At 49.3% G+C, this 24,733-nt stretch carries 18 protein-coding genes; 13 read left to right on the plus strand and 5 right to left on the minus strand.

Annotated elements, in window-relative coordinates:
- The first annotated feature begins 29 nt into the window (after positions 1–29).
- A complete protein-coding gene (locus tag F566_RS0123165; protein WP_020409415.1) occupies positions 30–1,940 on the plus strand; it encodes an ATP-binding cassette domain-containing protein in 1,911 nt (636 codons plus the stop codon).
- Positions 1,941–2,067: 127 nt separating this feature from the next.
- On the plus strand, positions 2,068–2,760 hold the full coding sequence (locus F566_RS0123170; RefSeq protein ID WP_020409416.1) for a DUF6901 family protein: 693 nt from the start codon (positions 2,068–2,070) through the stop codon (positions 2,758–2,760).
- 47 nt (positions 2,761–2,807) lie between these two features.
- Here F566_RS0123170 and F566_RS0123175 read toward each other — a convergent pair whose 3' ends face one another.
- Positions 2,808–3,236 (minus strand): universal stress protein, encoded by a 429-nt coding sequence (locus F566_RS0123175; RefSeq protein WP_020409417.1) that lies wholly within the window; start codon positions 3,234–3,236, stop codon positions 2,808–2,810.
- Between the two features lie 159 nt (positions 3,237–3,395).
- On the opposite strand from F566_RS0123175, the gene F566_RS0123180 reads away from it, so the two are divergent.
- Complete coding sequence (locus tag F566_RS0123180; RefSeq protein ID WP_020409418.1) at positions 3,396–3,845, plus strand: hypothetical protein; 450 nt, start codon at positions 3,396–3,398, stop codon at positions 3,843–3,845.
- Positions 3,846–3,868: 23 nt separating this feature from the next.
- On the opposite strand, the gene F566_RS0123185 is transcribed toward F566_RS0123180, so the two are convergent.
- Positions 3,869–4,693: a hypothetical protein gene (locus tag F566_RS0123185; protein WP_020409419.1), complete on the minus strand. Its 825-nt coding sequence runs from the start codon at positions 4,691–4,693 to the stop codon at positions 3,869–3,871.
- 612 nt (positions 4,694–5,305) lie between these two features.
- On the opposite strand from F566_RS0123185, the gene fadB reads away from it, so the two are divergent.
- Both fadB and fadA read left to right on the plus strand, forming a co-directional pair.
- A complete protein-coding gene (gene fadB, locus F566_RS0123195; RefSeq protein WP_020409422.1) occupies positions 5,306–7,450 on the plus strand; it encodes a fatty acid oxidation complex subunit alpha FadB in 2,145 nt (714 codons plus the stop codon).
- A 31-nt stretch (positions 7,451–7,481) separates the two neighbouring features.
- Positions 7,482–8,657, plus strand: a complete 1,176-nt coding sequence (fadA, locus tag F566_RS0123200; protein WP_020409423.1) for an acetyl-CoA C-acyltransferase FadA — start codon at positions 7,482–7,484, stop codon at positions 8,655–8,657.
- 117 nt (positions 8,658–8,774) lie between these two features.
- Here the strand turns inward: fadA and F566_RS0123205 are convergent, their stop codons facing one another.
- Positions 8,775–9,506 (minus strand): hypothetical protein, encoded by a 732-nt coding sequence (locus tag F566_RS0123205; RefSeq protein WP_020409424.1) that lies wholly within the window; start codon positions 9,504–9,506, stop codon positions 8,775–8,777.
- A 461-nt stretch (positions 9,507–9,967) separates the two neighbouring features.
- On the opposite strand from F566_RS0123205, the gene topA reads away from it, so the two are divergent.
- Entirely contained in the window at positions 9,968–12,586 is a 2,619-nt protein-coding gene (gene topA / locus F566_RS0123210; RefSeq protein WP_020409425.1) for a type I DNA topoisomerase, read from the plus strand.
- A 123-nt stretch (positions 12,587–12,709) separates the two neighbouring features.
- Here the strand turns inward: topA and F566_RS0123215 are convergent, their stop codons facing one another.
- The gene (locus F566_RS0123215) at positions 12,710–13,624 is read right to left on the minus strand and encodes an NAD(P)-dependent oxidoreductase (protein ID WP_020409426.1); all 915 of its coding nucleotides are present in this window, start codon (positions 13,622–13,624) and stop codon (positions 12,710–12,712) included.
- A 155-nt stretch (positions 13,625–13,779) separates the two neighbouring features.
- Positions 13,780–15,054: a citrate synthase gene (gene gltA, locus F566_RS0123220; RefSeq protein WP_020409427.1), complete on the minus strand. Its 1,275-nt coding sequence runs from the start codon at positions 15,052–15,054 to the stop codon at positions 13,780–13,782.
- Positions 15,055–15,576: 522 nt separating this feature from the next.
- Here gltA and sdhC point away from each other — a divergent pair.
- The 7 genes from sdhC to lpdA all read left to right on the plus strand — a co-directional run bounded on the left by sdhC (position 15,577) and on the right by lpdA (position 24,677).
- Positions 15,577–15,951 carry a succinate dehydrogenase, cytochrome b556 subunit gene (sdhC, locus tag F566_RS33810; RefSeq protein WP_033416774.1) on the plus strand — a complete coding sequence of 125 codons (375 nt, stop codon included), beginning with the start codon at positions 15,577–15,579 and terminating at the stop codon, positions 15,949–15,951.
- Positions 15,945–16,292: a succinate dehydrogenase, hydrophobic membrane anchor protein gene (gene sdhD / locus F566_RS0123230; RefSeq protein ID WP_020409429.1), complete on the plus strand. Its 348-nt coding sequence runs from the start codon at positions 15,945–15,947 to the stop codon at positions 16,290–16,292. The genes sdhC and sdhD overlap by 7 nt, the downstream gene beginning before the upstream one ends.
- 3 nt (positions 16,293–16,295) lie before the next feature.
- A complete protein-coding gene (gene sdhA, locus F566_RS0123235) occupies positions 16,296–18,068 on the plus strand; it encodes a succinate dehydrogenase flavoprotein subunit (protein ID WP_020409430.1) in 1,773 nt (590 codons plus the stop codon).
- A gap of 20 nt (positions 18,069–18,088) precedes the next feature.
- Positions 18,089–18,793 (plus strand): succinate dehydrogenase iron-sulfur subunit, encoded by a 705-nt coding sequence (locus F566_RS0123240; protein ID WP_020409431.1) that lies wholly within the window; start codon positions 18,089–18,091, stop codon positions 18,791–18,793.
- A 304-nt stretch (positions 18,794–19,097) separates the two neighbouring features.
- On the plus strand, positions 19,098–21,941 hold the full coding sequence (locus F566_RS0123245; protein WP_020409432.1) for a 2-oxoglutarate dehydrogenase E1 component: 2,844 nt from the start codon (positions 19,098–19,100) through the stop codon (positions 21,939–21,941).
- A 23-nt stretch (positions 21,942–21,964) separates the two neighbouring features.
- Positions 21,965–23,215 carry a 2-oxoglutarate dehydrogenase complex dihydrolipoyllysine-residue succinyltransferase gene (gene odhB, locus F566_RS0123250; protein WP_020409433.1) on the plus strand — a complete coding sequence of 417 codons (1,251 nt, stop codon included), beginning with the start codon at positions 21,965–21,967 and terminating at the stop codon, positions 23,213–23,215.
- Between the two features lie 28 nt (positions 23,216–23,243).
- Positions 23,244–24,677, plus strand: coding sequence for a dihydrolipoyl dehydrogenase (gene lpdA / locus F566_RS0123255; RefSeq protein WP_020409434.1), 1,434 nt, complete (start codon positions 23,244–23,246; stop codon positions 24,675–24,677).
- Positions 24,678–24,733: the final 56 nt, after the last annotated feature.

Here is a 24,733-nt window from a genome sequence, read left to right on the forward strand (position 1 = left end):
CTTAATTACTTACTCATTATTTGGAATTTATGTCGTTACTTAGAATTAAAGAGGCATCTCTGGCCTTTGGTCTGGCACCTTTGCTTGATAAAGCCGAACTGGTTGTCGAGCCTCAGGAGAGAATTTCCCTGATCGGTCGAAACGGCGCAGGAAAATCTACCCTGTTGAAGGTGATTTGTGGGTTGATCCAGCCGGATGACGGTGAGGTCATGCGATCAACCGGCCTAAAGGTGGCCTACCTACCCCAGGAAGTTCCGTCTCAGGATGAAGAAACGGTGTTTGAGGTTGTGGCAGATGGATTGGGTGAGGTAGGCGGATGGCTCAAAGAGTATGAGAGGCTCGTCAGTGATTCTGAGCATGCGGACCTGGATAAACTTGAGCATCTTCAGCATCGGATTGAAGCGAATGACGGATGGCAGCTGAGGCAAAAAGTTGAAGCGGCGATGCAACGCCTGGAAATACCTCAGGAGACAACCATGGGGCAGCTGTCCGGTGGATGGAAGCGTCGTGTCTTTTTGGCTCGTGCGTTGGTGCAGGAGCCAAATTTACTGCTGCTTGATGAGCCGACCAACCATCTGGATATCGAAATGATTCAGTGGCTGGAGGATGAGTTGCTTCAGTTTCGCGGCGGGCTGTTGTTTATCTCCCACGACAGGATGTTCATCGACAAGATCGCCACCCGAATTATAGAACTGGACCGGGGAAAACTGAGCTCCTGGCCGGCGCCTTATGAGGCATACCTGGACAAGAAAGAGCAGCAACTGGCGGCAGAGGAAAAAGAGTGGGAGCGTTTCGATAAGAAGCTTGCTGAGGAGGAAGTCTGGATTCGGCAGGGAATCAAGGCCCGTCGAACTCGGAACGAGGGACGCGTTAGGGCTTTAAAGGCGCTTAGAGAAGAGAGAACGCAGCGGCGTGAGCGTGTTGGTCAGGTCAATCTTCGGATAGGTGGAGAGCAGTCTTCAGGAAAAATAATCGCCGAATTCGCTAATGTCAGCTTTGGTTACGATGATAACAAAATTATTGATAATCTGACCTGGACCATGTTGCGTCAGGATAGGGTCGGGCTTATTGGCCCTAATGGCTGTGGTAAGTCGACTTTTATCAAGTTGGTTCTGGGGCAACTGGAAGCGGATGACGGCAAAATCAAGCGAGGAACCAAGCAACAGGTTGCCTATTTTGATCAAATGAGAGGGCAGATTGATCCTGAAGCTTCTGTGTGGGATAACGTTGCCAAGGGTAAAGATTTTATCACGTTGAATGATCGGGAGGTCCATGTAGCCGGCTACCTACGGGATTTCCTGTTTCCACCTGAGCGACTGAGAACGCCAGCCAAGGCACTCTCTGGCGGTGAAATCAATCGCCTTCTTTTAGCCAAGCTATTCACCCAACCAGCAAATATCCTGGTGCTCGATGAGCCGACCAACGACCTGGATATGGATACGCTTGATTTGCTGGAAGAGTTGCTAGGGAATTTCAAAGGTTCGATCATACTGGTATCGCACGATCGGACTTTCCTTGATAACGTGGTCACAAGTTCTCTTGTGTTTGAAGGTGATGGTCGGGTTGTCGAGTATGCTGGTGGATATAGCGACTGGTTGCTGCAGCGTCCTGAAGCCCAGTCGGCGAAGGCCGCGAAGGAGAAAGCATCCAAACCGGAGTCAGCAAAGCCATCCGGGAATAGCGATGAGAAGAAAGACAAGGGAGCGGGGCAGAAGAAAAAGTTAAGCTATAAACTTCAAAGAGAGCTGGAGCAGCTCCCGTCCTTGGTTGAGGATCTCGAAAAGCTCGTGGCTGAGCTGCAGGCTGAAGTAAGCGCCCCGGAATTTTACGAAAAGCCCCATGAGACGGTGGCAGAAAGGTTGGCGCTTTTAGAATCTCGGGAGAAAGATCTTGAGCAACTGATGGAGCGATGGTTGGAGTTGGAGGAAATGCAGGGCTGACAAAGGTGGATAAGTGATTTTCGGAAATTAACAAACGGATTTGATTTGAGAGCTAGACTTAATCGAAAGGCAGTTTCTTTCAAAGATAATAAAAAAGTGTGCAAACCGTTTGGAGTATTAGAAACAGATGCGGGTTCGTTACGATTTCCGACTAGAGGACGGCCGTTCAATTGATCATGTTGTGGAAACGGATCGTGAGAGCAAGCCACCGGCAAACCGGGAGGCCGCAGATTGGGCTGAGTTGAAGCATTGCCAGTGCAGCAATTGTCCTCTGGATTCCTCTGAATACCAATATTGCCCGGCGGCTATTGATATTCAGGGCCTTGTTGATACATTCAGCAAAGAGCCTGCATTCCAGAAGGTCGAGGTTATCGTATCGACCAGGGAACGTAATTATCAGAAGCGTACCGGGCTGGAAGAGGCCTTGAGATCGTTGATGGGATTGATTCTCGCTACCAGTGAATGCCCAATTTTGGGAGAGTTGAGGCCAATGGCGATGCATCACATGCCGTTTGCGACCAATGAAGAGTTTATTCTACGCTCTGTATCCATCTATCTCGTGCAGCAATATTTTAGTATGAGGGACTCCCGGGAAGAACAGCCTGATTGGGAGTTGAAAGGGCTGGTGGAACGAAACAGGCGACTGCAATTAGTCAATCAGGCGTTGTGGCAGCGCATACATGAGACCTGTGAAGCGGATTCGAATCTTAAAGCGTTGTTGAGTTTCTTTTCGTTGGCTTCAAGTGTCACTTTTTCGCTGGAGAGCCAACTGCAGAAACTGCGGCACAGCTTTGAGGCGGGTGAATGGAATAGTTCCTGATGTCTGGGTTGGCAGGGTATCGTCTGATGATTCCCTGCCTCTTTAGATTATTGGTGGACTCTTACTGCCAGGACATCACACTTGGCGCCGTGAAGCACGCCGTTGGCGGTGGAGCCAAGCAGTAGTTGAAGTCCGTGGCGACCATGGCTTCCGACGACTATCAGATCAACGTTGTTTTCCTCGGCAAAATGATGGATTTCACTTTCCGGTCTGCCTACCAGTACTGAACAGTCAGTATTGGTGAGTTGGCGACTGTTTTTGAGTTCTTCCAGTTTATTGGTGCTGCGGTCTTCCAGTTGTTGCTGCACTTCACCAAGATCCATTGGGATGTCGCCACCATAGGCATAGCTGATGGGCTCGATGATATGAATCATGCTTAACTTGCAGGAAGATACCTGTTGTAATGCCACCGCTTTGTTCAGGACGGTATCTGTTTCCTTTCCAAGGTCCAGGGCTACCAGAATGTGGTTGTACATGGCTCGATCCTCCAGCGCAGATGATAGGTCTAATATCAGTTTCCTGATTTTGTCGTCTGTATGTTGTGATCTGGGGCAAAATTCTGCCCTGATGTAATGTCTGTCATTATAGAATATTTAACGTCTGTTTTTTCATGCCGTCCTTGTTAGGAGAGTTTTGTGAGCACCCCTGTCATTATCGTACTTGCTGTGTTGGGATTTGTCGTTGGATCAATTTTCTGGATTCTTCCAAGCCCGGCTGAGCGCCGCCGCATGAAGCTGAGGCAGGTTGCATATAATCGAGGATTCAGAGTGAAAAAGCAGACCCTGAATGATCTTCACTCATCGTTGAGCAAAGAGACAGAGGAATCGACTTATTACTATTTTTCCCTTGGAAAGTTTCCGGGTGTTGGTGGCAGGCAGGTCTGGGTGAGTGAGCAAGGGGCATGGCGCTGTGCAGGAGAGGCCTCTCAGGGCGAGAAGGATCTGAGCTGGTTTTCCGATGAGGTGGAAGGCCTGTGTGCGGTTTTGATGTCCAGTAGTGAGATCGGGTTCCTGTGGACCGAGAGAGGAACTCCGGAAAAGGTCAACGAGGCTCTGGATAAATTAACTAAGATGGCAGAAGGGTAACAAAGTTTCCCTTCTGCGGCTTGTTACGAGCTCTGCTTCAGTAGCTCATCCAGCGCGTCAATGATGCGATAAGAGTAAAGGTTGACTACATAGGAGACGTTGTCTTCGTTGTAATTCTTATAGGAGTTGCGGATAAAGTTCCACTTTGTGGAAATAGAGTCCAGCAGTTTTGCAGACTCGCCTTTGTTCAAATCCGTTTTCATCAGTTCAGCCAGGCGTTTATCAAAACGGTCAGCCTGCACATCCATGGGTTCTTCCGTTTTTGCGCCCTGGAATATCTGCGACACAGTGGAAGCGCTTCTGGCCGAATATTTGGTCATCATACTGACCAGCAGCAGTTTGCTGTCTCTTAAGGCTGAGACAAGGTTGCTGGGTTTGAACCCGGAAAGGTCCTGGGCTCTGTCATAGGCTCGTTCTATCGAGCCGACCAAGTCTATATTGGACTGAGCCATATCAGCCAACAGCCGTAGATCTGGATAACCCAGTTTAATCGCGTCCTCTATATTGGTATTCAGCAGGTCTTTGTACTTTACCCACTGTTCATTGACAGACGCCAGTTCACCCTGAATATCGACAATTCCCGCACTGGATTCCAAAGTGGTAAGAGCATTCTCCAGATCACTCATTTCAGTGAGTATCTGGCTGTGGAGCTCTTTATCTCCTGGGTTTAGGCTGAAATTGTAATAAGAGTTGATTGCCTGATAGGCATGAATCTGTAAGTGATGAAAGTGCTCCAGAATGGGCTTTGTTTCTTCTTTTGTCAGTGCCTGTGTCAATGGGGCGATAATTAGCAGGCTCAGAAAGAGCCCGACAACCTTCAGGTTTCGGTCATACACCGAATAATCCATAAATCCGCTCTCCCGTAATCTTTCCCGGTGGCGCCGGGAATACTCCAGATCTGTTGTTGTATTTGTGATGCCGGATACTTCGACTAGAGGTTTGACGACTCCGAATTATGGGTTGTTGGGAAGTTCTTTTGCCCCTGCAACTAATAAGCCGAAATGTCACATACCTTAATGAAGTGAAGTGAACGCAAGCGTCGGTTTATTAAAGAAAAATAGGCCTAAATCCGTGATCGGTCAAAGGGTCTAGGCGGAAATTATCATAGATAATCGGGCGAAAAATGGGAACCTTATTCACGTTTTTTCTTTTCCCTACCGTTAAATTTGAATTTTATGTTTTTGAATTTACTGAAGAAAAAATCGTTTTTGATGGCGTTTTCTGAAATGAGTATTGCAAATATTTTCATATGAATAGCCAGAAAAAATTGACAAACGAAGCAAATTTATCCATGTTGTCGCTTACGAATTCAAACGAGCGTATGAATTTTTCTCCAGGAGTTATCCTGATGGGGAGGATTTCTACGAATCTGTTGATCGGAGCCCGGGCCGGAAGCGGAAGCTTCTGAGCTTCGCGGCATATAACAAAACCAGTGCTAATCAACGCTTGGAGATCCTTTGATGATTTACGAAGGTAAAGCCATCACAGTCAAAGAGATCGAAGATGGTATCGCGGTACTGACCTTCGATTTGCAAGGCGAGTCTGTAAACAAATTCAATCGTCTGACGCTGGAAGAATTGCGTCAAGCGACAGATAAATTGAAAACACAGGACCTGAAAGGTCTGGTCGTTACAAGTAATAAAGATTGTTTCATTGTGGGCGCGGACATCACCGAGTTCCAGGATCTGTTTGCCGGTCCTGAAGAGGAGCTTGTTGCCAACAATCTATACGCTAACCAAATTTTTTCCGATATCGAAGATTTGCCGTATCCAACTGTGACGGCAATTAACGGTATTGCGCTGGGTGGCGGTATGGAAATGTGCTTGTCCACTGATTACCGTGTCATGTCTACCAAGGCAAAAGTCGGTTTGCCTGAAGTTAAGCTGGGTATTTTTCCTGGTTTTGGCGGTACGGTGCGTCTGCCTCGTCTGATTGGTGCCGATTATGCTATCGAGTGGATTTGTGCCGGTGGTGAAAAAAGGCCGGAGCAGGCACTGAAAGAAGGTGCTGTTGACGCCGTTGTCGGGCCAGAGCAGTTGATGGATGCCTCCCTGGCGATTCTCAATCAGGTAGTCGATGGTAAATTCGATTATCTGGCTCGTCGTGAAGAGAAGAAAGGCAAGCTGAAGCTGAACCCCATGGAAAGTATGATGGCGTTTGAAACCGCCAAGGGGTATGTGGCCGGTCAGGCTGGTAAAAACTACCCGGCGCCGGTTGAAGCGATCAAGGTAATGCAAAAGCATGCCGGTATGACCCGCGATAAGGCTTTGGAAGTTGAAGCCAAAGGTTTCGCAAAAATGGCGAAAACCTCCGTTGCGGCCAGCCTGGTTGGCTTGTTCCTGAATGATCAGGAACTGAAGAAAAAGGCCAAAGAGCTGGAGCCGGTTGCCGGTGATGTTAAGCAGGCGGCAGTTCTGGGTGCGGGTATTATGGGTGGCGGTGTTGCCTATCAGTCAGCGCTGAAAGGTACGCCGATTATCATGAAAGATATCGCGCCTGCAGGTATTGAGCTGGGCTTGAAAGAAGCTAAGAAACTGCTGGTCAAGCGTGTCGATAAAGGTCGTATGAAGCCAGAGCAAATGGCTGATGTGCTTAACTCGATCACTCCCGCGTTGAGCTATGGCGACTTCAAGAATGTTGACCTGGTAGTTGAGGCAGTTGTTGAAAATCCCAAGGTTAAAGACATGGTCTTGTGTGAAGTTGAAGATGTTGTCCGTGAAGACACCATTCTGACTTCCAACACATCTACCATCTCCATCAACCGGCTGGCGAAGAACCTGAAGCGCCCTGAAAACTTCTGCGGCATGCACTTCTTCAATCCGGTTCATATGATGCCTCTCGTCGAAGTTATCCGCGGTGAAAAAACCAGCGAAAAAGCCATTGCCACGACTGTCGCCTATGCCAAGGCTATGGGTAAAACACCTATCGTTGTTAATGACTGTCCGGGCTTCCTGGTTAACCGCATCCTGTTCCCATATTTTGGTGGATTCAGTCTGTTGGTTCGTGACGGTGCGGACTTCCAGAAAGTTGACAAAATCATGGAGCGCTTCGGATGGCCCATGGGACCAGCCTACCTGCTGGATGTTGTGGGTATGGATACGGCCAAGCATGCTGGTGATGTAATGGCTGAAGGCTTCCCGGAACGTATGAAATACAGCGAGAAAACCGTTGTAGAAGCGATGTTTGAAGCTGAACGTTTCGGTCAGAAAAACGATAAAGGCTTCTACGCTTATGAGCTGGATAAAAAAGGCAAGCAGAAGAAAGTTATCGATCCTTCTGTTGAAGCACTGATTAATTCCGTTCAAGGTGAAGCAAAAGATTTCTCCGATGAAGAAATCATCGAACGCATGATGGTGCCGCTGTGTATCGAGACTGTTCGTTGCCTGGAAGATGGCATCGTTGATAGTCCTGCGGAAGCGGATATGGGTCTGATCTTTGGTATCGGGTTCCCTCCATTCCGTGGTGGTGCGCTGCGCTACATCGACTCAATCGGGGTTGAAGAGTTCTGTAAGATCGCTGACAAATATGCTGATCTTGGGCCTCTGTATCACCCGACTGATGGAATGCGAGAAATGGCCAAGTCTGGCAAGAAGTATTTCGGCTAATTGCTGATCGAGAATTGACGGAGAATAGAATATGAGTCTGAATCCAAGAGACGTCGTCGTCATCGATTGCGTGCGCTCCCCGATGGGGCGCGCCAAGGCGGGCTGTTTCCGTAACGTGCGGGCTGAAACCCTGTCAGCAACGCTGGTCGATGCATTGTTCGAGCGTAACCCAAATGCGAATCCGGCTGAGGTGGAAGATCTGATTTGGGGATGTGTTAACCAGACCCTGGAGCAGGGTTTCAATGTGGCCCGGCAGATTTCACTGCTGACTAAGGTCCCACACGAAGCTTCAGCGCAAACTGTGAACCGTCTGTGTGGTTCTGCCATGACTGCGATTCATACCGCCGCTCAGGCGATTATGACCAATAATGGTGATGTATTTGTTGTTGGTGGTGTGGAGCACATGGGGCACGTGCCCATGACACAAGGATTTGATCACAATCCTGCGGCCAGTAAATACTCAGCCAAAGCCTCCAATATGATGGGATTGACTGCTGAAATGCTGGCGAAAATGCACGGTATTTCCCGTCAGCAACAGGATGAGTTTGGTGCGCGTTCACACCGTCTGGCGCATGCTGCGACAGTGGAAGGTCTGTTCAAGAATGAGATCGTTCCTATCCAGGGGCATGACGATAATGGCTTTTCCGCGCTGATTGAGAATGATGAAACCATTCGTCCTGAGACGACTGCAGAAAGTCTTTCCCAGTTGCGTCCGGCATTTGATCCGAAGAGCGGGACCGTGACTGCGGGGACGTCCTCCCAGTTAACTGACGGGGCGGCTGCAATGCTGTTGATGTCGGCGGAACGTGCAGAAGCACTTGGTTTGACGCCAATTGCCCGTATTCGCTCAATGGCAACTGCTGGTTGTGATCCCGCTATCATGGGATACGGACCGGTTCCAGCGACCAAAAAGGCACTTAAGCGTGCGGGTCTGAAGGTGGAAGATATTGATTTCTGGGAGCTGAATGAGGCGTTTGCGGCTCAGTCTCTGCCTGTAATCAAAGATCTTAAGTTGATGGATGTTATAGACGAGAAGGTCAACCTGAAAGGTGGCGCTATCGCTCTGGGTCATCCTCTGGGCTGTTCCGGTGCCAGAATCTCCACCACCTTGTTGAATGTGATGGCAGAGAAGGGCGGTACACTGGGTGTATCCACCATGTGTATTGGTCTTGGGCAGGGAATCGCGACTGTCTGGGAACGCCTCTGATCTTTTTGATTGAGTTGAGAATCCCCGCTTCGGCGGGGATTTTTTTGTCTTGAAAATTGTATCGACAGAATATTACTTCTAGCTCGAAGTGCGGCCTTAATGGCTGGATTTAAAGTCTTAATGATTAGGTGTGTTTTCCTGGCGATTGGGGGAATCTTTCCCTTCGCTGGGTCGTGCCGTTGTGCCTTGTTTTTGGAGACTTTCGATTTTTTCAGTCAATTCGCGAATCCTATCGTTCTTGTCTGGAAGTTCCACTCTTGTTCGTTTGATGGTCTGTCGAGCTTGTTTGAGGCGATTGATGGCGCGGCGCGTGTCATTGTTCTGTTCCAGTTGTAGCGCCTGTTCCAGGTAGACATTCAACTCGATCTCGTAAGCGAGCTTTTGTAAATGATACATATGCTCTTCGTAATCGGATGGGGATAGCGTCCCCCGAATCTTGTATCTCTGCAACAAATGCCCGACATCGTTAAGAGTTTTCAAGTGGGCGCTGAGTTGATTGTCGTTAGTCACTGCCTTCTGGTTCTGTGGGCACAATTTGCCTTGCCTGATTGATTGTATTCGGGCGAGTTCGTTGTCGTGCATGATTTTGTAGTCTTCTGACTTTTTTTCCAGCTTAACCAATGCCTGAGTGATGTCTGCCAGATTGTGCGCCAGGATCAGAGAGATGTTGGGCGTATCATCGACTTTCAGCATAAACTTCAGTAGGGCGTTAACTTCAGCATATTTTTGTCTATTGAGCTTGATCTGCCCTTGCTTATACGCGAGTGCCTGCTGCCGGGAATACACAATGCCGCTGATAACGATCGAGGCAATTAGAATAATAAGTAATGTGATGATGAGTATTGTCATATTGTTTCAGCCGAAAGCGTCGTGCCATCATTTGCACAGTAATTCCATAACTACCGATAAAGTATAGGTTTTAATATTGAGTTTTGTTACTGATATGCGCTGTTGATTGCTGAGAGTCTCATGGTTTGTCCTTATTTTTCAGGTGGCAGAGGAAGCGTTTCCGGGTCTATCCTTTGCTCACAGTAGTCTTAGGCGCTTGAGCCAGAAAAGTCCTAAATCAGAAAAATGAAAGTTAGAAAATTGAACGCAAACCACTTATAGTGGCCGGCTTTGCAGCAAAACATGCTGGTGCAGTGGGGTGCGGACGTGAATGTAATGGAAGATGTACAAGGCCGCACAGTGTAATGTTTTGGAATCTCGGCGACGATTTGGAGAGATTTCTGTTCTAATTACTTGACCCGCTGTCTTCAAGCACTTATATATGACCGCTATTTGAATCCCGGAGTAAAGAACCACTTGTTATGGCTAAATCGCTCGTAATTGTAGAGTCACCCGCCAAAGCGAAAACCATTAATAAATATCTCGGTTCCGAGTTTATTGTGAAGTCCAGTGTCGGGCATATTCGTGATTTGCCGACGAGTGGTAGTGGCGAAAAATCCTCACCCAAGGAGCGCGCTGCAGAAGCAGCCAGGATGCGTAAGCTGGATCCTGAAGAGCGCGAACGCATCAAGAAGCGCAAGGCTCGTGAGCAGTTGGTTGCCCGTATGGGGGTGGATCCCGAAAATGACTGGGTTGCCAGATATGAAATATTGCCCGGTAAGGAAAAGGTCGTCGAAGAGCTCAAACGGCTGGCAAAAAATGCCGACGAAATTTATCTGGCAACGGATTTGGACCGTGAAGGGGAGGCTATTGCCTGGCATCTGAAAGAGGCTATTGGTGGCGATGAAGATCGTTATCGCCGGGTGGTCTTTAATGAGATTACCAAGACGGCTATCTCAGAAGCATTCAAAACCCCGGGTGAGTTGGACTTAAATCGTGTATACGCACAGCAGGCCAGACGTTTCCTGGACCGAGTCGTCGGTTTTATGGTGTCTCCGCTGCTGTGGGCCAAAATCGCGCGAGGCCTGTCTGCCGGTCGTGTGCAGTCGGTGGCGGTGAAGTTGATCGTCGAGCGGGAGCGGGAGATTCGCGCTTTCACGCCGGAAGAATTCTGGCAGGTCGATGCCTATCTGGCCAAAACCAAGCAGCAGGCCAAGTTCGAGGTCTCGAAGTACCAGGGTAAAAACTTCCGTCCAACAAACAGAGAAGATACCGAAAGACTGGTCGCGTTACTGGAAAATCAGTCTTTTCAGGTGGCAAAGAGGGAAGACAAGCCTTCGGTCACCAAAACACCAGCACCTTTTATAACCTCAACGCTTCAGCAGGCGGCAAGCAACCGTCTGGGCTTTAGCGTCAAGAAAACCATGATGCTGGCCCAGCGACTCTATGAAGCTGGTTATATTACTTACATGAGAACCGATTCGACCAATCTGTCGGCCGACGCGGTAAATGCCTGTCGTGATTTTATTCAAGACCGGTATGGTGAAAGTTATCTGCCTGAGGCTCCCAAGCGCTATACCAGTAAAGAACAGGCGCAGGAAGCTCACGAAGCAATCCGGCCATCGGATATAGCCATCAGCGCATCTCAGATATCTGGCCTGGAGAAAGATGCTGAGAAGCTTTATGACCTGATCTGGCGGCAGTTTGTTGCCTGTCAGATGGAGAATGCTCGATTTATCAGCACTAGTGTGTCTGTCGAAGCAGGTGATTTTGAATTGCGTACCCGGGGTCGATTAATTCAATTTGATGGCTTTCTGAAAGTGTTGCCTGCCCAGGCGAAGAAAGATGATGAAATTGAATTGCCTCCTTTCGAAGTGAAGGATGTACTGGATCTGGTGAAACTTGATCCATCCCAGCATTTTACCAAGCCTGCACCTCGCTATACTGAGGCGACGCTGGTAAAAGAGTTGGAAAAAAGAGGGATTGGGCGTCCGTCGACCTACGCAGCAATTATTTCCACCATTCAGGATCGTGGGTATGTGAAGATCGCAAATCGTCGGTTCTATGCGGAGAAGATGGGAGATATCGTTACAGATCGCCTGAATGAATCCTTTTCGGACCTGATGGATTATGGCTTCACTGCCAGAATGGAAGAGGAGCTGGATGAAATTGCCCGTGGTGATGAGGACTGGAAACGAGTTCTGAATGAGTTTTACGGTGATTTCAGCGGCAGACTAGAGCGGGCGGAGATGTCTGACGGAGGAATGAGGGCAAATATCGCGGTGGAAACCGATATTGAATGTCCTTCCTGTGGCCGTCCAATGCAAATTCGAACTGCCAGCACTGGTGTGTTTCTTGGTTGTTCGGGCTATTCGCTTCCACCTAAAGAGCGCTGCAAGACGACGATAAATCTCGTGCCCGGTGATGAGGTGATTCGCGCAGATGATGACGAGGCGGAAGCCAATGCACTTCGTGTGAAACACCGTTGTGGGAAGTGCGGTACGGCGATGGACAGCTATTTGATAGATGACACTCGCAAGCTGCATGTCTGTGGTAACAACCCTGACTGCGAAGGCTTTGAGATCGAAACAGGTCAGTTTAAGCTGAAAGGGTATGATGGGCCTGTACTTGAGTGTGATAAGTGCGGCTCAGAGATGCAGTTGAAAAATGGTCGCTTCGGTAAATATTTCGGTTGTACCAACGAAAACTGTAAGAATACCCGTAAGTTACTGAAAAGTGGTGAGCCGGCACCTCCGAAGATGGATCCGGTGCCAATGCCTGAGCTGGCTTGTGCAAATGTGGAAGATACCTTTGTTCTGCGTGATGGGGCTTCTGGATTGTTTCTTGCGGCGAGTAAGTTTCCTCGTAATCGGGAGACAAGAGCGCCATTGGTGAAAGAGTTGATTCCTCACAAGGCGGAAATTGACAGCAAGTACCACTACCTGCTTACTGCGCCTGTTGCGGACCCTGATGGTAATCCATCGGTAATTCGCTTTAGTCGCAAAACCAAGCAGCAGTATGTGATGTCTGAAAAAGAGGGTAAGCCGACCGGTTGGTCTGCTTTCTTTAAGGATGGGAAGTGGGAAGCGAAGTCAAAGTGATTCCAGGTTAGAGATAAAGAAAAGGCCGACATGAATATGTCGGCCTTTTTTGTTTGGGCTTTCCCGCTCTGAATGCGCTTCCCCTTATTTTGGGGTAAGCATTTCAGGGTAAGCCGGAGAGAGTTATTCAGCGTCGTTTTGATTGTTGGCTTTTTTGAAAAGCTGAAGTCTCTTCAGGAGGCTGGAAGTGTCCCAGCGTCCGCCGCCCATGTCCTGTATGTCGCCATAATACTGATCAACCATGGCGGTAATGGGGAGTCTTGCGCCCTGTTCATTGGCTTCTTTCAGGCAGATGCCGAGATCCTTGCGCATGTGATCAACGGCGAAGCCGTGGTTGTATTCGTCTGCAAGCATGGTTTTGTGGCGGTTTTCCATTTGCCAGGATTGCGCTGCGCCTTTTGAGATCACTTCAATAACCTGGTGGCAGTCCAAACCGGAAATCTGTGCAAAGTTCAATGCTTCAGACAGCCCCTGAACCAGTCCGGCGATCGCAATCTGATTAACCATTTTTGTTAACTGGCCGCTTCCGGCGGATCCCATTAGGGCGCAGGCCTTGCTGTAGACTTCAAGAATAGGTTTGGCGCGGTTGAAGCCGGATTCGGTGCCGCCGCACATGATGGTCAGGGTGCCATTCTCTGCTCCCTGCTGTCCGCCGGAAACTGGTGCGTCAAGAAAGTCGATACCTTTCTCTGCTGCCGCCTCGCTGATTTCGCGGGCAACACCGGCAGAAGATGTGGTGTGGTCGATGATGAGGGTGCCTTTGCTCAGCTGTCTTATCAGGCCTTCTTTGCCCAGGTAGGTGATACGGAGATCGTCATCGTTTCCGATGCAGGAAATAATGACATCTGATTGCGCGGCATCTTTGAGTTTGCGGATGAACTTTCCATTGTATGTCTTGAACCACTGCTCCGATTTCTCAGGGGAGCGGTTGTAGACGGTTACCTGGTAGCCGTTTTGTGCCAGATGTCCGGCCATAGGGGAGCCCATGACGCCCATGCCGATAAAACAAATGCGTGGTAAAGGTTGTGCCGTTTCCATTGGGTTGCCTTGGTAGTATGCCTGGTTTCGGGTTGACAAAGTATAATGCCCAATAGTGGGTGAGGGGAAGTCCGTTGATGGATGTTGCTGATAGTAACTTGTCGTTGTGGTAAATGAAAACCGGAGCCAGGGCTCCGGTTTTTTCAGAGCGCTGCTCACTTCTGGGGATATTCTCTTGGAGTATGTCCTGTATACAGCTGTCTTGGGCGGCCAATGCGGTAGGAGCCGCTGACCATTTCGTGCCAGTGAGAGAACCAGCCGATGGTTCTGGCCATGGCAAAAATAACCGTAAACATGGATACAGGAATGCCTGCAGCGCGAAGAATGATGCCGCTGTAGAAGTCTACATTGGGGTAGAGTTTCTTCTCGACAAAGTATAGATCTTCCAGTGCGATTTGTTCCAGCTTCATGGCGATTCTGAACAGGGGGTCATCTTCACATCCGAGTTCATTCAGAACTTCGTCACAGGTTGTTTTCATTACCTTGGCGCGGGGGTCAAAGTTTTTGTAGACACGGTGCCCGAAGCCCATAAGACGGAACGGATCGTTCTTGTCCTTGGCGCGCTCAATGAACTCAGGGATACGTTCCTCATCGCCGATTTCCATCAGCATGTTTAGTACGGCTTCGTTGGCGCCACCGTGTGCTGGTCCCCAGAGTGCGGCTATACCGGATGCGATACAGGCGAACGGGTTGGCTCCTGAAGAGCCTGCCAGTCGAACGGTGGAAGTTGAGGCGTTTTGTTCATGGTCCGCGTGCAGGGTAAAGATTTTATCCATGGCACGGGCCAGTACGGGGTTGACCTTGTATTCCTCGCAAGGAGTGGCAAACATCATGTAAAGAAAGTTTGACGCATAGTCCAGGTCGTTGCGCGGATACATGAATGGCTGTCCCATGGAGTACTTGTAGCACATGGAAGCCAGAGTGGGCATTTTGGCAATCAGACGGAATGCAGCAATCTCGCGATGCAGCTCGTCACTAAAGTCCATAGTGTCATGGTAAAACGCTGATAGTGCGCCGACAACGCCACACATAATGGCCATGGGGTGAGCATCACGGCGGAAGCCGTTAAAGAAGTGGTTCAACTGTTCATGAACCATGGTGTGGTTTTTAACCGTGTTGCGGAACTTTTCTGCCTGGGCTGCTGTTGGTAGTTCACCATAAATAAGCAGATAACAAACTTCGAGATAGTCAGACTTCTCTGCAAGCTGCTCGATGGGGTAGCCGCGGTGAAGTAAAACACCTTTGGCGCCATCAATGTAGGTGATTTGAGATTCGCAGGCTGCAGTGGAAACAAAGCCTGGGTCGTATGTAAACAGACCTTCTTGTACCAAGCCTCTCACGTCGATGACGTCTGGACCAGCTGTGCCCGAGTAAACAGGTAGCTCAATTGTCTTACCATTGACCGATAACGTCGCTTTCTTGTCAGCCATGGTGCTCTCCTATATCTACTTGATTTAATGCGAATGCATAGCAAAGCGCTGTTGATTTTGGACCTTAGCATTATGCGAGCTACTGCCGGATTAGAGGTGCGCTCTTTTCTTGTTTTCTTGGTCTCTGCCTTGTAAAAGCCGCCTCATAATAATGGTCTGGCACAGTTTTTTTAAGACCTTGTAATCAAAAACTCACTTTTTTAAGTAAAAATGGGGAGTTCAGCCGTCAAATTTCTACATTCTGATTACAATATCTTCGTTTGTTTTCATTGATATCGGGTGGTTCTGGTTAAAAATAAAACAGTGTCGCATTCGGTTGGGGTAAAAAAACATCATATTTATACTTAGGGCTAGATAAAGGCTTGTTGTGTTTGTAATTTGATAGTCGTGAACCTATAATCTGCAACCCGTAAGCGGAGCCTGGAAGCCCTTTAGGCTCTTGCCATCGCAAAGGTCCATTCTTATAACGCCCGGAAGAGGTGTTTGTCTCTTGCGGCATAAATAATCGAGTGTGAAGCGGCTGTGAATAGCAAAAGACCTGTCAATTTAGACTTAACCAAGTTTCATTTTCCTCTACCTGCTATAACTTCAATTCTTCATCGTATATCCGGTGTTATCATTTTTGTTGCCATAGCGTTTTTGCTTTGGGGGCTGGATATGTCCCTTGAAAGCGAGCAGAGCTTTAACAGCTTGTTGGCTGTTCTGGATGGCTTCCTGGCCAAACTGATTCTCTGGGGCATCCTGGCCGCACTCGCATATCATTTTGTGGCTGGTATCAAGCATCTGGTGATGGATGCCGGCATCGGTGAAGATCTGGAAGGTGCGCGTCTGTTCGCCAAGATCGTGATTGCCGCCTCGGTTGTACTGATTGTTTTGGCAGGAGTATGGGTATGGTAACCAGTGTAACTAACTTTGGACGTAGCGGCGCCTACGATTGGATGGTGCAGCGTGTATCGGCGGTCGTGTTGGCCCTGTATACAGCATTTATGGTCGGTCTGGTTCTGTTTACACCTGACTTGACCTATGAGGTATGGTCCTCACTGTTTGAAAAAACCTGGATCAGAATTTTTTCACTCCTCGCTTTGATTGCGCTTGGTGCGCATGCCTGGATTGGTCTTTGGACGATTACCACAGACTATATTAAAGACGGCTTGATGCGATTTCTCAGTCAGGCGGTGTGTGGTTTGGTGATGTTTATCTATCTGATTTGGGGCGTGCAAACGCTTTGGGGGCTGTAATCCATGGCAAAAGTTAGAACTCTTTCCTACGATGCTATCGTAATCGGTGGCGGCGGTGCAGGTATGCGTGCTGCGCTGCAATTAACTGAATCCGGTGTTAACACGGCCTGTATCACCAAAGTATTTCCGACTCGTTCTCATACGGTATCGGCACAGGGCGGTATTACCTGCGCAATCGCAAGTTCGGATCCCAATGATGACTGGCGCTGGCATATGTTCGATACCGTCAAGGGATCGGACTACATCGGTGACCAGGATGCTATCGAATATATGTGTTCAGTCGGTCCTCAGGCGGTATTCGAACTCGAACATATGGGGCTGCCTTTTTCACGAACTGAAACCGGTCGTATTTATCAGCGTCCATTTGGCGGTCAGTCAAAAGATTTCGGTAAGGGTGGTCAGGCTGCCCGTACCTGTGCAGCCGCAGACCGTACCGGTCATGCTCTTCTGCATACCCTGTATCAGGGTAATCTGCGTGGCGGAACGACTTTCCTGAATGAATGGTATGCCGTGGATCTGGTTAAGAATCAGAAGGGCGCGGTCGTTGGTGTGACGGCCATTTGTATCGAAACCGGTGAAGTGGTTTACGTCAAAGCCAAGGCGACAGTATTGGCGACTGGTGGTGCCGGTCGAATCTACGCATCTACAACCAATGCTCTGATCAATACCGGTGATGGTATCGGTATGGCCTTGCGTGCAGGCTATCCTGTACAGGATATGGAAATGTGGCAGTTCCATCCAACCGGTATTGCCGGAGCTGGTGTTCTGGTTACAGAAGGCTGCCGGGGTGAAGGTGGATATCTGGTTAACAGTGAAGGTGAACGCTTCATGGAGCGTTATGCTCCGAACGCAAAAGACCTGGCTGGCCGTGATGTTGTTGCCCGTTCCATGATTATGGAAATCCTTGAAGGCCGTGGTGTTGGTCCTAACAAAGATCACGTATTGTTGAAGCTGGATCATCTGGGTGAAGAAACTCTGAACCTACGTCTGCCGGGCATCGTTGAGTTGTCGAAAACATTTGCCCACGTGGATCCAGCCAAAGAGCCAATCCCTGTTGTACCTACCTGTCACTATATGATGGGCGGTATTCCGACTAACATCGGTGGTCAGGCGCTGACCCAGGATGCCAATGGCAATGATATTGAAATCGACGGATTGTTCGCCTGCGGTGAAGCTGCTTGTGTGTCTGTACACGGCGCCAACCGTTTGGGTGGAAACTCTCTGCTTGATTTGGTCGTATTCGGTCGTGCAGCTGGTCTGCATATCGAAAAAATGCTGAAAGACGGTTACGGTACTGACGACGCAGTTGAGTCTGATATCGATAACTCTCTTTCTCGTCTGAGCAGACTTGACGCCTCCAGTCAGGGCGAATCAATTGCAGAAGTGCGCAAAGATCTGCAGGACACCATGCAGCTGTATTTCGGTGTGTTCCGCGATGGCGAAAGTATGCAGAAAGGACTCAAGCTGTTGGACGAGCTGGGTGAACGGGTTAAGAATACCCACTTGGAAGACAAGAGTCAGGCGTTCAATACCGCCAGGATTGAAGCGCTTGAACTTGAAAATCTTTATGAAGTTGCTTATGCAACTGCCGTTGCAGCCGAAGAGCGTAAGGAAAGTCGTGGAGCTCATGCCCGTAACGACTTTACCGAGCGGGATGACGAGAACTGGCTGAAACATTCAATTTATTTCCCACTGGAAAAACGTGTTGGGAAGCGGGATGTCAATTTTGCGCCAAAAACCATGGACGCATTTCCGCCAAAAGCACGTAGTTATTAAGAGAACAGGGGAGATAGAAAATGTTGGTAAGTATCTACAGATATAATCCTGAATCCGACAAAGCACCATACATGCAGGATGTGGAGTTGGAAATTCCTGAAGGTAAGGATCTGATGGTGTTGGATGTTCTTGCTCTATTGAAAGAGAAAGACTCCACGCTGGCATATCGTCGTTCATGCCGCGAAGGGGTTTGCGGTTCTGATGGTATGAATATGAATGGCAAAAACGGACTGGCGTGTATTACTTCACTGTCTCAGGTGGTGAAGGACAACAAGTTGGTGTTGCGCCCTTTGCCTGGTTTGCCGGTTATTCGGGACTTGGTTGTTGATATGTCACTGTTCTATCAGCAATACGAGAAGATTAAGCCTTATTTGCAGAACAATTCGCCGGCACCGGCGATTGAGCGTCTGCAGACTCCGGAAGATCGCTCCAAGCTTGATGGCTTGTATGAGTGTATCCTGTGCGCATGTTGTTCAACGTCTTGTCCATCTTTCTGGTGGAATCCTGATAAGTTTGTAGGTCCTGCGGGATTGCTGCAGGCTTATCGCTTCCTTGCGGATAGTCGGGATACGGCGACTGACGAGCGACTGGCCGGACTTGATGATCCATTTAGCGTGTTCCGCTGCAGAGGTATCATGAACTGTGTTAGCGTGTGTCCAAAAGGGTTGAACCCAACCCGGGCGATTGGTCACATCCGGAATATGCTGTTACAACGCGCCACATAATTATTAAAAAAGCTATAAATAATAGCTATAACTAAAATAAATTTTACTGTTACGGTCGTTGCTGAATTAGCTGTCTATACTAAGTAGCTAATTGCATGCTGTCGCCTGCCTGAAAGGCAGGTGGCAGCAATAAAGTAGTCAGGTAGGTTCGCGGTAAGGCGGAGCTGCCTACTGGTGTAAACCTATGGGGAAGCGGAATAGTCCGCAGACTTGATGGGTGTGGCTCTTGCGCGCACAAAAAACGACTGTTTGTTCAAGATCTACACTCTCCATCAGCTCCCCACTTCCTAGCAAGGCGAGCGATATGCACGAAAGCACGATGGAGCAGCTATGGCAGACTTCCCATTTGGCGGGAGGGAATTTTGCCTATGTTGAGCAACTCTACGAGACCTATTTAACTGATCCGAATGCGATCCCTGAAGAGTGGCGGAATTATTTCGACAAGCTTCCAATCGACCAGGGTCTACCCTCCCAGGATATTCCCCATTCCGTCATCCGTGAACAGTTTCTGAAACTTTCCAAGCGCCGTTCTGTTGCCGTAGAACCTAGTCCGGATTCTATGGTCAGCACTGAGCACGAGCGTAAACAGGTTAAAGTTCTCCAACTGATCAATACCTACCGATTCCGTGGTCACCAGATTGCCAAGCTGGATCCATTGGGTCTGATGGAGCGTGAAAACGTCGCAGACCTTGAACTTGAGTATCACGGTCTGACGAAGGCTGACGTAGATACTGTATTCCAGACGGGTTCTTTGTGTTTTGGTGTCGAGACCATGACACTCGGAGAAATTCGTAAGGGGTTGGAATATACCTACTGTGACACGGTAGGTGCGGAATATATGCATATCGTCAACACCGATGAAAAACGTTGGTTGCAACAGCGTTTGGAATCGGTGAGAAGCCATCCCGTGTATGAAAAGGAACGTCGTATTCACTTGCTAGAACGACTGACTGCTGCAGAAGGGTTGGAAAAATATCTGTCCTCCCGCTACCCAGGGACCAAAAGGTTTGGCCTGGAAGGTGCGGAGAGTCTGATTCCACTTGTTGATGAGCTGATTCAACGGGCCGGAAGTTACGGCGCCAAAGAAATTGTTATCGGTATGGCGCACCGTGGCCGTTTGAACGTTCTGGTCAACACGCTTGGTAAGAACCCGAAAGATTTGTTTGACGAATTTGAAGGTAAGCGTTTGCTGGATGATGGTTCCGGTGACGTGAAATATCACCAGGGCTTTTCTTCAAATGTCATGACTGCTGGTGGTGAAGTCCATCTGGCGTTGGCCTTTAACCCGTCCCATCTCGAGATAGTGTCTCCGGTGGTGGAAGGTTCCGTCAGGGCGAGACAGGATCGTCGTGATGATGAACAGGGTGATTCGGTTGTGCCGATCATCATGCACGGTGATGCGGCTTTCGCAGGTCAGGGCGTTGTGATGGAAACATTCCAGATGAGCCAGACCCGTGGTTACGGTGTGGGTGGTACTGTTCACATCATCATCAACAACCAGGTTGGTTTCACGACCAGTCGCCGTGAAGATGCTCGTTCTACTGAGTATTGTACAGACGTTGCGAAGATGGTTCAGGCGCCGATATTCCACGTGAATGGTGACGACCCCGAAGCGGTCCTGTTCGTGACTCAGGTGGCAATGGACTATCGCAACACCTTCAAAAAGGACGTGGTCATTGACCTGTTGTGCTATCGCCGTCGCGGTCACAACGAGGCAGACGAGCCGTCAGCGACCCAGCCTCTGATGTATCAGAAAATTCGTAGCTTGCCCACGACCAAGACACTGTATGCCAAGCGTCTTGTCGAGGATGCTGTCCTGAGTGAGGAAGAGGCGAAGAAGATTGAAGACGAATACCGAGATCTGCTGGATAACGGTTACCATGTCGTCAGAAGTCTGGTGAAAGAGCCCAACAAGGAAATGTTTGTTGATTGGGCGCCTTTCCTCGGCCACAAGTGGACTGCAAAGTGTAAAGCCGGAATTTCCATGAAGACGTTACAGCGTCTTGGGAAAAAGATGGACACGCTGCCTGAGAGTTTTGTACCCCAGCGTCAGGTTTCCAAAATTCTCGACGACCGCAAAAAGATGACTCAGGGAGCCATGTCGGTTAACTGGGGGTATGCGGAAGTCATGGCATATGCCACGCTGCTTCACGAGGGGAACGGTATACGTCTGACCGGTCAGGATGTTGGTCGCGGTACTTTCTCTCATCGTCATGCTGTTCTGCATAACCAGAAAGACGGTTCCACCTATGTGCCATTGCAGCACATCGCCGAATCTCAGCCTGAGTTTGATATTCATGACTCGTATCTGTCTGAAGAGGCAGTGTTGGCCTTTGAATACGGGTATGCCACTACCAACCCCAAAACTCTGGTGATCTGGGAAGCGCAGTTCGGTGATTTCGCTAATGGTGCTCAAGTGGTGATAGATCAGTTTATCACCAGTGGTGAGCACAAGTGGGGACGCCTATGTGGTCTGACTCTGCTGTTGCCACACGGATATGAGGGGCAGGGTCCTGAGCACTCTTCTGCACGGTTAGAGAGGTTCCTGCAACTGGCAGCCGAGCATAATATTCAGGTTTGTGTTCCGACGACACCCGCCCAGGTTTTCCACATGTTGCGTCGTCAGGTAAAAAGACCGCTGCGTAAGCCTCTGGTTTGCATGAGTCCAAAGAGCCTTTTGCGCCATAAAGAGGCGATATCCACTCTGGATGAACTGGCCGACGGCCACTTCCAGACAGTATTGCCTGAAGTTGACGATACGATTGAGCCGAAGAACGTTCGTCGGGTCATCATGTGTAGCGGTAAGGTTTACTATGACCTGCTGGACAAGCGTCGCACTGATGGAATTACCGATACCGCAATTGTCCGTATTGAACAACTCTATCCGTTCCCGGAAGATGACCTCGAAGAAGTGTTTTCTCAGTACAAAAAACTGGATGCGATTGTCTGGTGTCAGGAAGAACCGATGAACCAGGGTGCCTGGTATTGTAGTCAGCACCATATGAGAGCTGTTATCGGCAAGACTCATCCCAAAGTATATCTGCATTATGCCGGCCGTCCGGGATCAGCATCACCAGCTGCTGGATACGGTCATGTACATGCAGAAGAACAATCTAAACTCGTTAATGATGCCTTCACAGTTGAATAGGCGCTGAAAACTAAGGATAAAAGATGGCGATCGAAATTAAATCTCCCACTTTCCCGGAATCTGTCGCAGACGGTGTGGTTGCGACTTGGCACAAGCAGCCGGGCGAAGCAGTAGCAAGGGATGAGCTGCTGGTCGATATCGAGACGGACAAAGTCGTACTTGAAGTTGTTGCACCAGCAGACGGTGTGATTGAAAAAATTATCAAGGGTGAAGGCGAAACAGTACTGAGTGAAGAAGTCATAGCAATCTTTGCTGAAGGCGCCTCTGGTACTAAAGCAGCGCCAGAGAAAGCCGCTGAATCCGCTCCGGCAGCGCAGGAAACTGCTCAGCCGGCCGCTTCTGCTGGTGAAGTGCTGTTGAGCCCATCGGCTCGTAAAATGGTTGACGAAAACAATCTGGATCCGGCAACTATCCAAGGGTCCGGCAAAGGTGGAAGAGTCACCAAGGAAGATGTTGTGAAGCATCTTGAGAGTGGCGCTTCCAAGCCAGCTGCCACTACTTCAGCGCCAGCTGCTACTGCAGCACCGTCGACCTCCGGTGCGATGCCTGCTGTTGATTCTCCTGCAGGTGCCAGACCTGAGAAACGGGTGCCTATGACTCGTCTGCGCGCGAGTATCGCCAAGCGTTTGCTGGATGCGCAACATAATTCTGCCATGTTGACCACGTTTAATGAGGTCAACATGAAGCCGATCATGGATATGCGTAAGCAGTACAAAGATATTTTTGAGAAGAAGCATAACGGCACCAAGCTTGGCTTTATGTCTTTCTTCGTTAAGGCTGCTTGTGAAGCGCTGAAGCGTTTTCCAGGAGTCAATGCATCAATCGACGGTAGCGATATTGTCTATCATGGTTATCAGGATATCGGTGTGGCAGTGTCAACTGAGCGTGGTCTGGTGGTACCGGTATTGCGTGACGCGGATCAGATGGGCCTGGCGGATATTGAGTCCTCTATTGTTGACTATGGCAAGAAAGCCCGTGACGGAAAGCTTTCCATCGAGGATATGACCGGTGGAACCTTCACCATTTCCAATGGTGGAATTTTCGGTTCGCTGATGTCTACGCCAATTCTGAATCCACCACAAACTGCGATTCTGGGTATGCATAAGATCCAGGAGCGTCCCATGGCTGTAAATGGACAGGTCGTGATTCTGCCAATGATGTATCTGGCAATGTCATACGATCACCGTATGATCGACGGAAAGGAAGCAGTGCAATTCCTCGTGACGATCAAAGACCTTCTGGAAGATCCAGCTCGAATTTTGTTGGAAATTTAAACGCTTAAAAGAGAATTTGGAAACTGATATGTCTGATAAGTTCGATGTGATCGTCATCGGTGCGGGTCCTGGTGGATATGTAGCAGCGATTCGTGCTGCACAGCTGGGCCTGAAAACTGCCTGTGTTGAAAAATGGACTGGCGACAGCGGCAAAGTTGTATTGGGCGGTACCTGCCTGAATGTGGGTTGTATTCCTTCGAAAGCGTTGCTGGAGTCTTCCCACAAGTATGAAGAAGCACAGCATGATTTTGATCTGCACGGTATTCAGGTCAAAGATGTGGCCATGGACGTCACCAAAATGCTGGACCGTAAAAACAATATCGTAAAAAACCTGACTGGAGGAATCGCTTCTCTGTTCAAGGCTAACGGTATTACGTCTATTCACGGTAACGGTAAGCTGCTGGCAAACAAGCAGGTGGAAGTCACCGACAACAACGGGAAAGTCACAGTCTATGATGCTGAAAATGTCATCATTGCAACAGGTTCTCGTCCTGCAGAAATTCCACCGGCACCTATTGGCGAACATATTGTGGATTCCAGTGGTGCACTGGATTTCGAAACTGTGCCCAAGCGTCTTGGTATCATCGGTGCAGGTGTCATCGGTCTGGAATTAGGCAGCGTCTGGAGCCGTCTGGGCTCTGAGGTGGTTGTACTGGAAGCTCAGGACAATTTCCTGGCCTCTGTTGACCAGCAGCTGGCCAAGGATGCCATGAAGCAGTTCACCAAACAGGGTCTGGATATTCGACTGAAGGCCCGTGTGACCGGCACTGAAGTTAAGCGCGGTGTGGTCAAAGTGACCTACAGTGACAGCAAAGGTGATCACGAAGTCAAAGTTGACAAGTTGATTGTTGCTGTTGGCCGTGCTCCGGTGACCGATAATCTGCTGGCTTCCGACAGCGGTGTCAATCTCGACGAGCGCGGCTTTATTTACGTCAACGACCTGTGTCAGACCAATATGCCTGGTGTATGGGCTATCGGGGATGTGGTTCGTGGACCAATGCTTGCGCATAAAGCTTCTGAAGAAGGTATTGTGGTTGCTGAGCGTATCGCTGGCCAAAAAGCCAAAGTCAATTACGACTGTATTCCCTGGGTTATCTATACCCATCCTGAAATCGCCTGGGTTGGTAAAACTGAAGAGCAGTTGAAGGCTGAGGGCGAGGAATACAAAGTCGGGACCTTCCCATTTGCGGCAAATGGGCGCGCCATGGCGGCCAATGCGACAATGGGAATGGTGAAGATTGTTGCCCATAAAGAGACTGACCGTATTCTGGGGGTCCATATTATGGGTCCACAGGCTTCCGAGATGATTGCCCAGGCGGTCATCGCAATGGAATTCGGCTCCAGTTCAGAAGACCTGGCCATGACTGTGTTTGCACATCCAACGCTTTCCGAAGCGGTGCACGAAGCAGCATTGGCCGTGGATGGTCACGCCATCCATGTAGCTCAGCGCAAGAAGCGCTAATTAGCAGTAGGGAAGGGCAAACCCCTTTCAGCTGTTTTAACAGGTCCATCCGGTGG

Source organism: Hahella ganghwensis DSM 17046 (assembly GCF_000376785.1).
Lineage (GTDB): Bacteria > Pseudomonadota > Gammaproteobacteria > Pseudomonadales > Oleiphilaceae > Hahella > Hahella ganghwensis.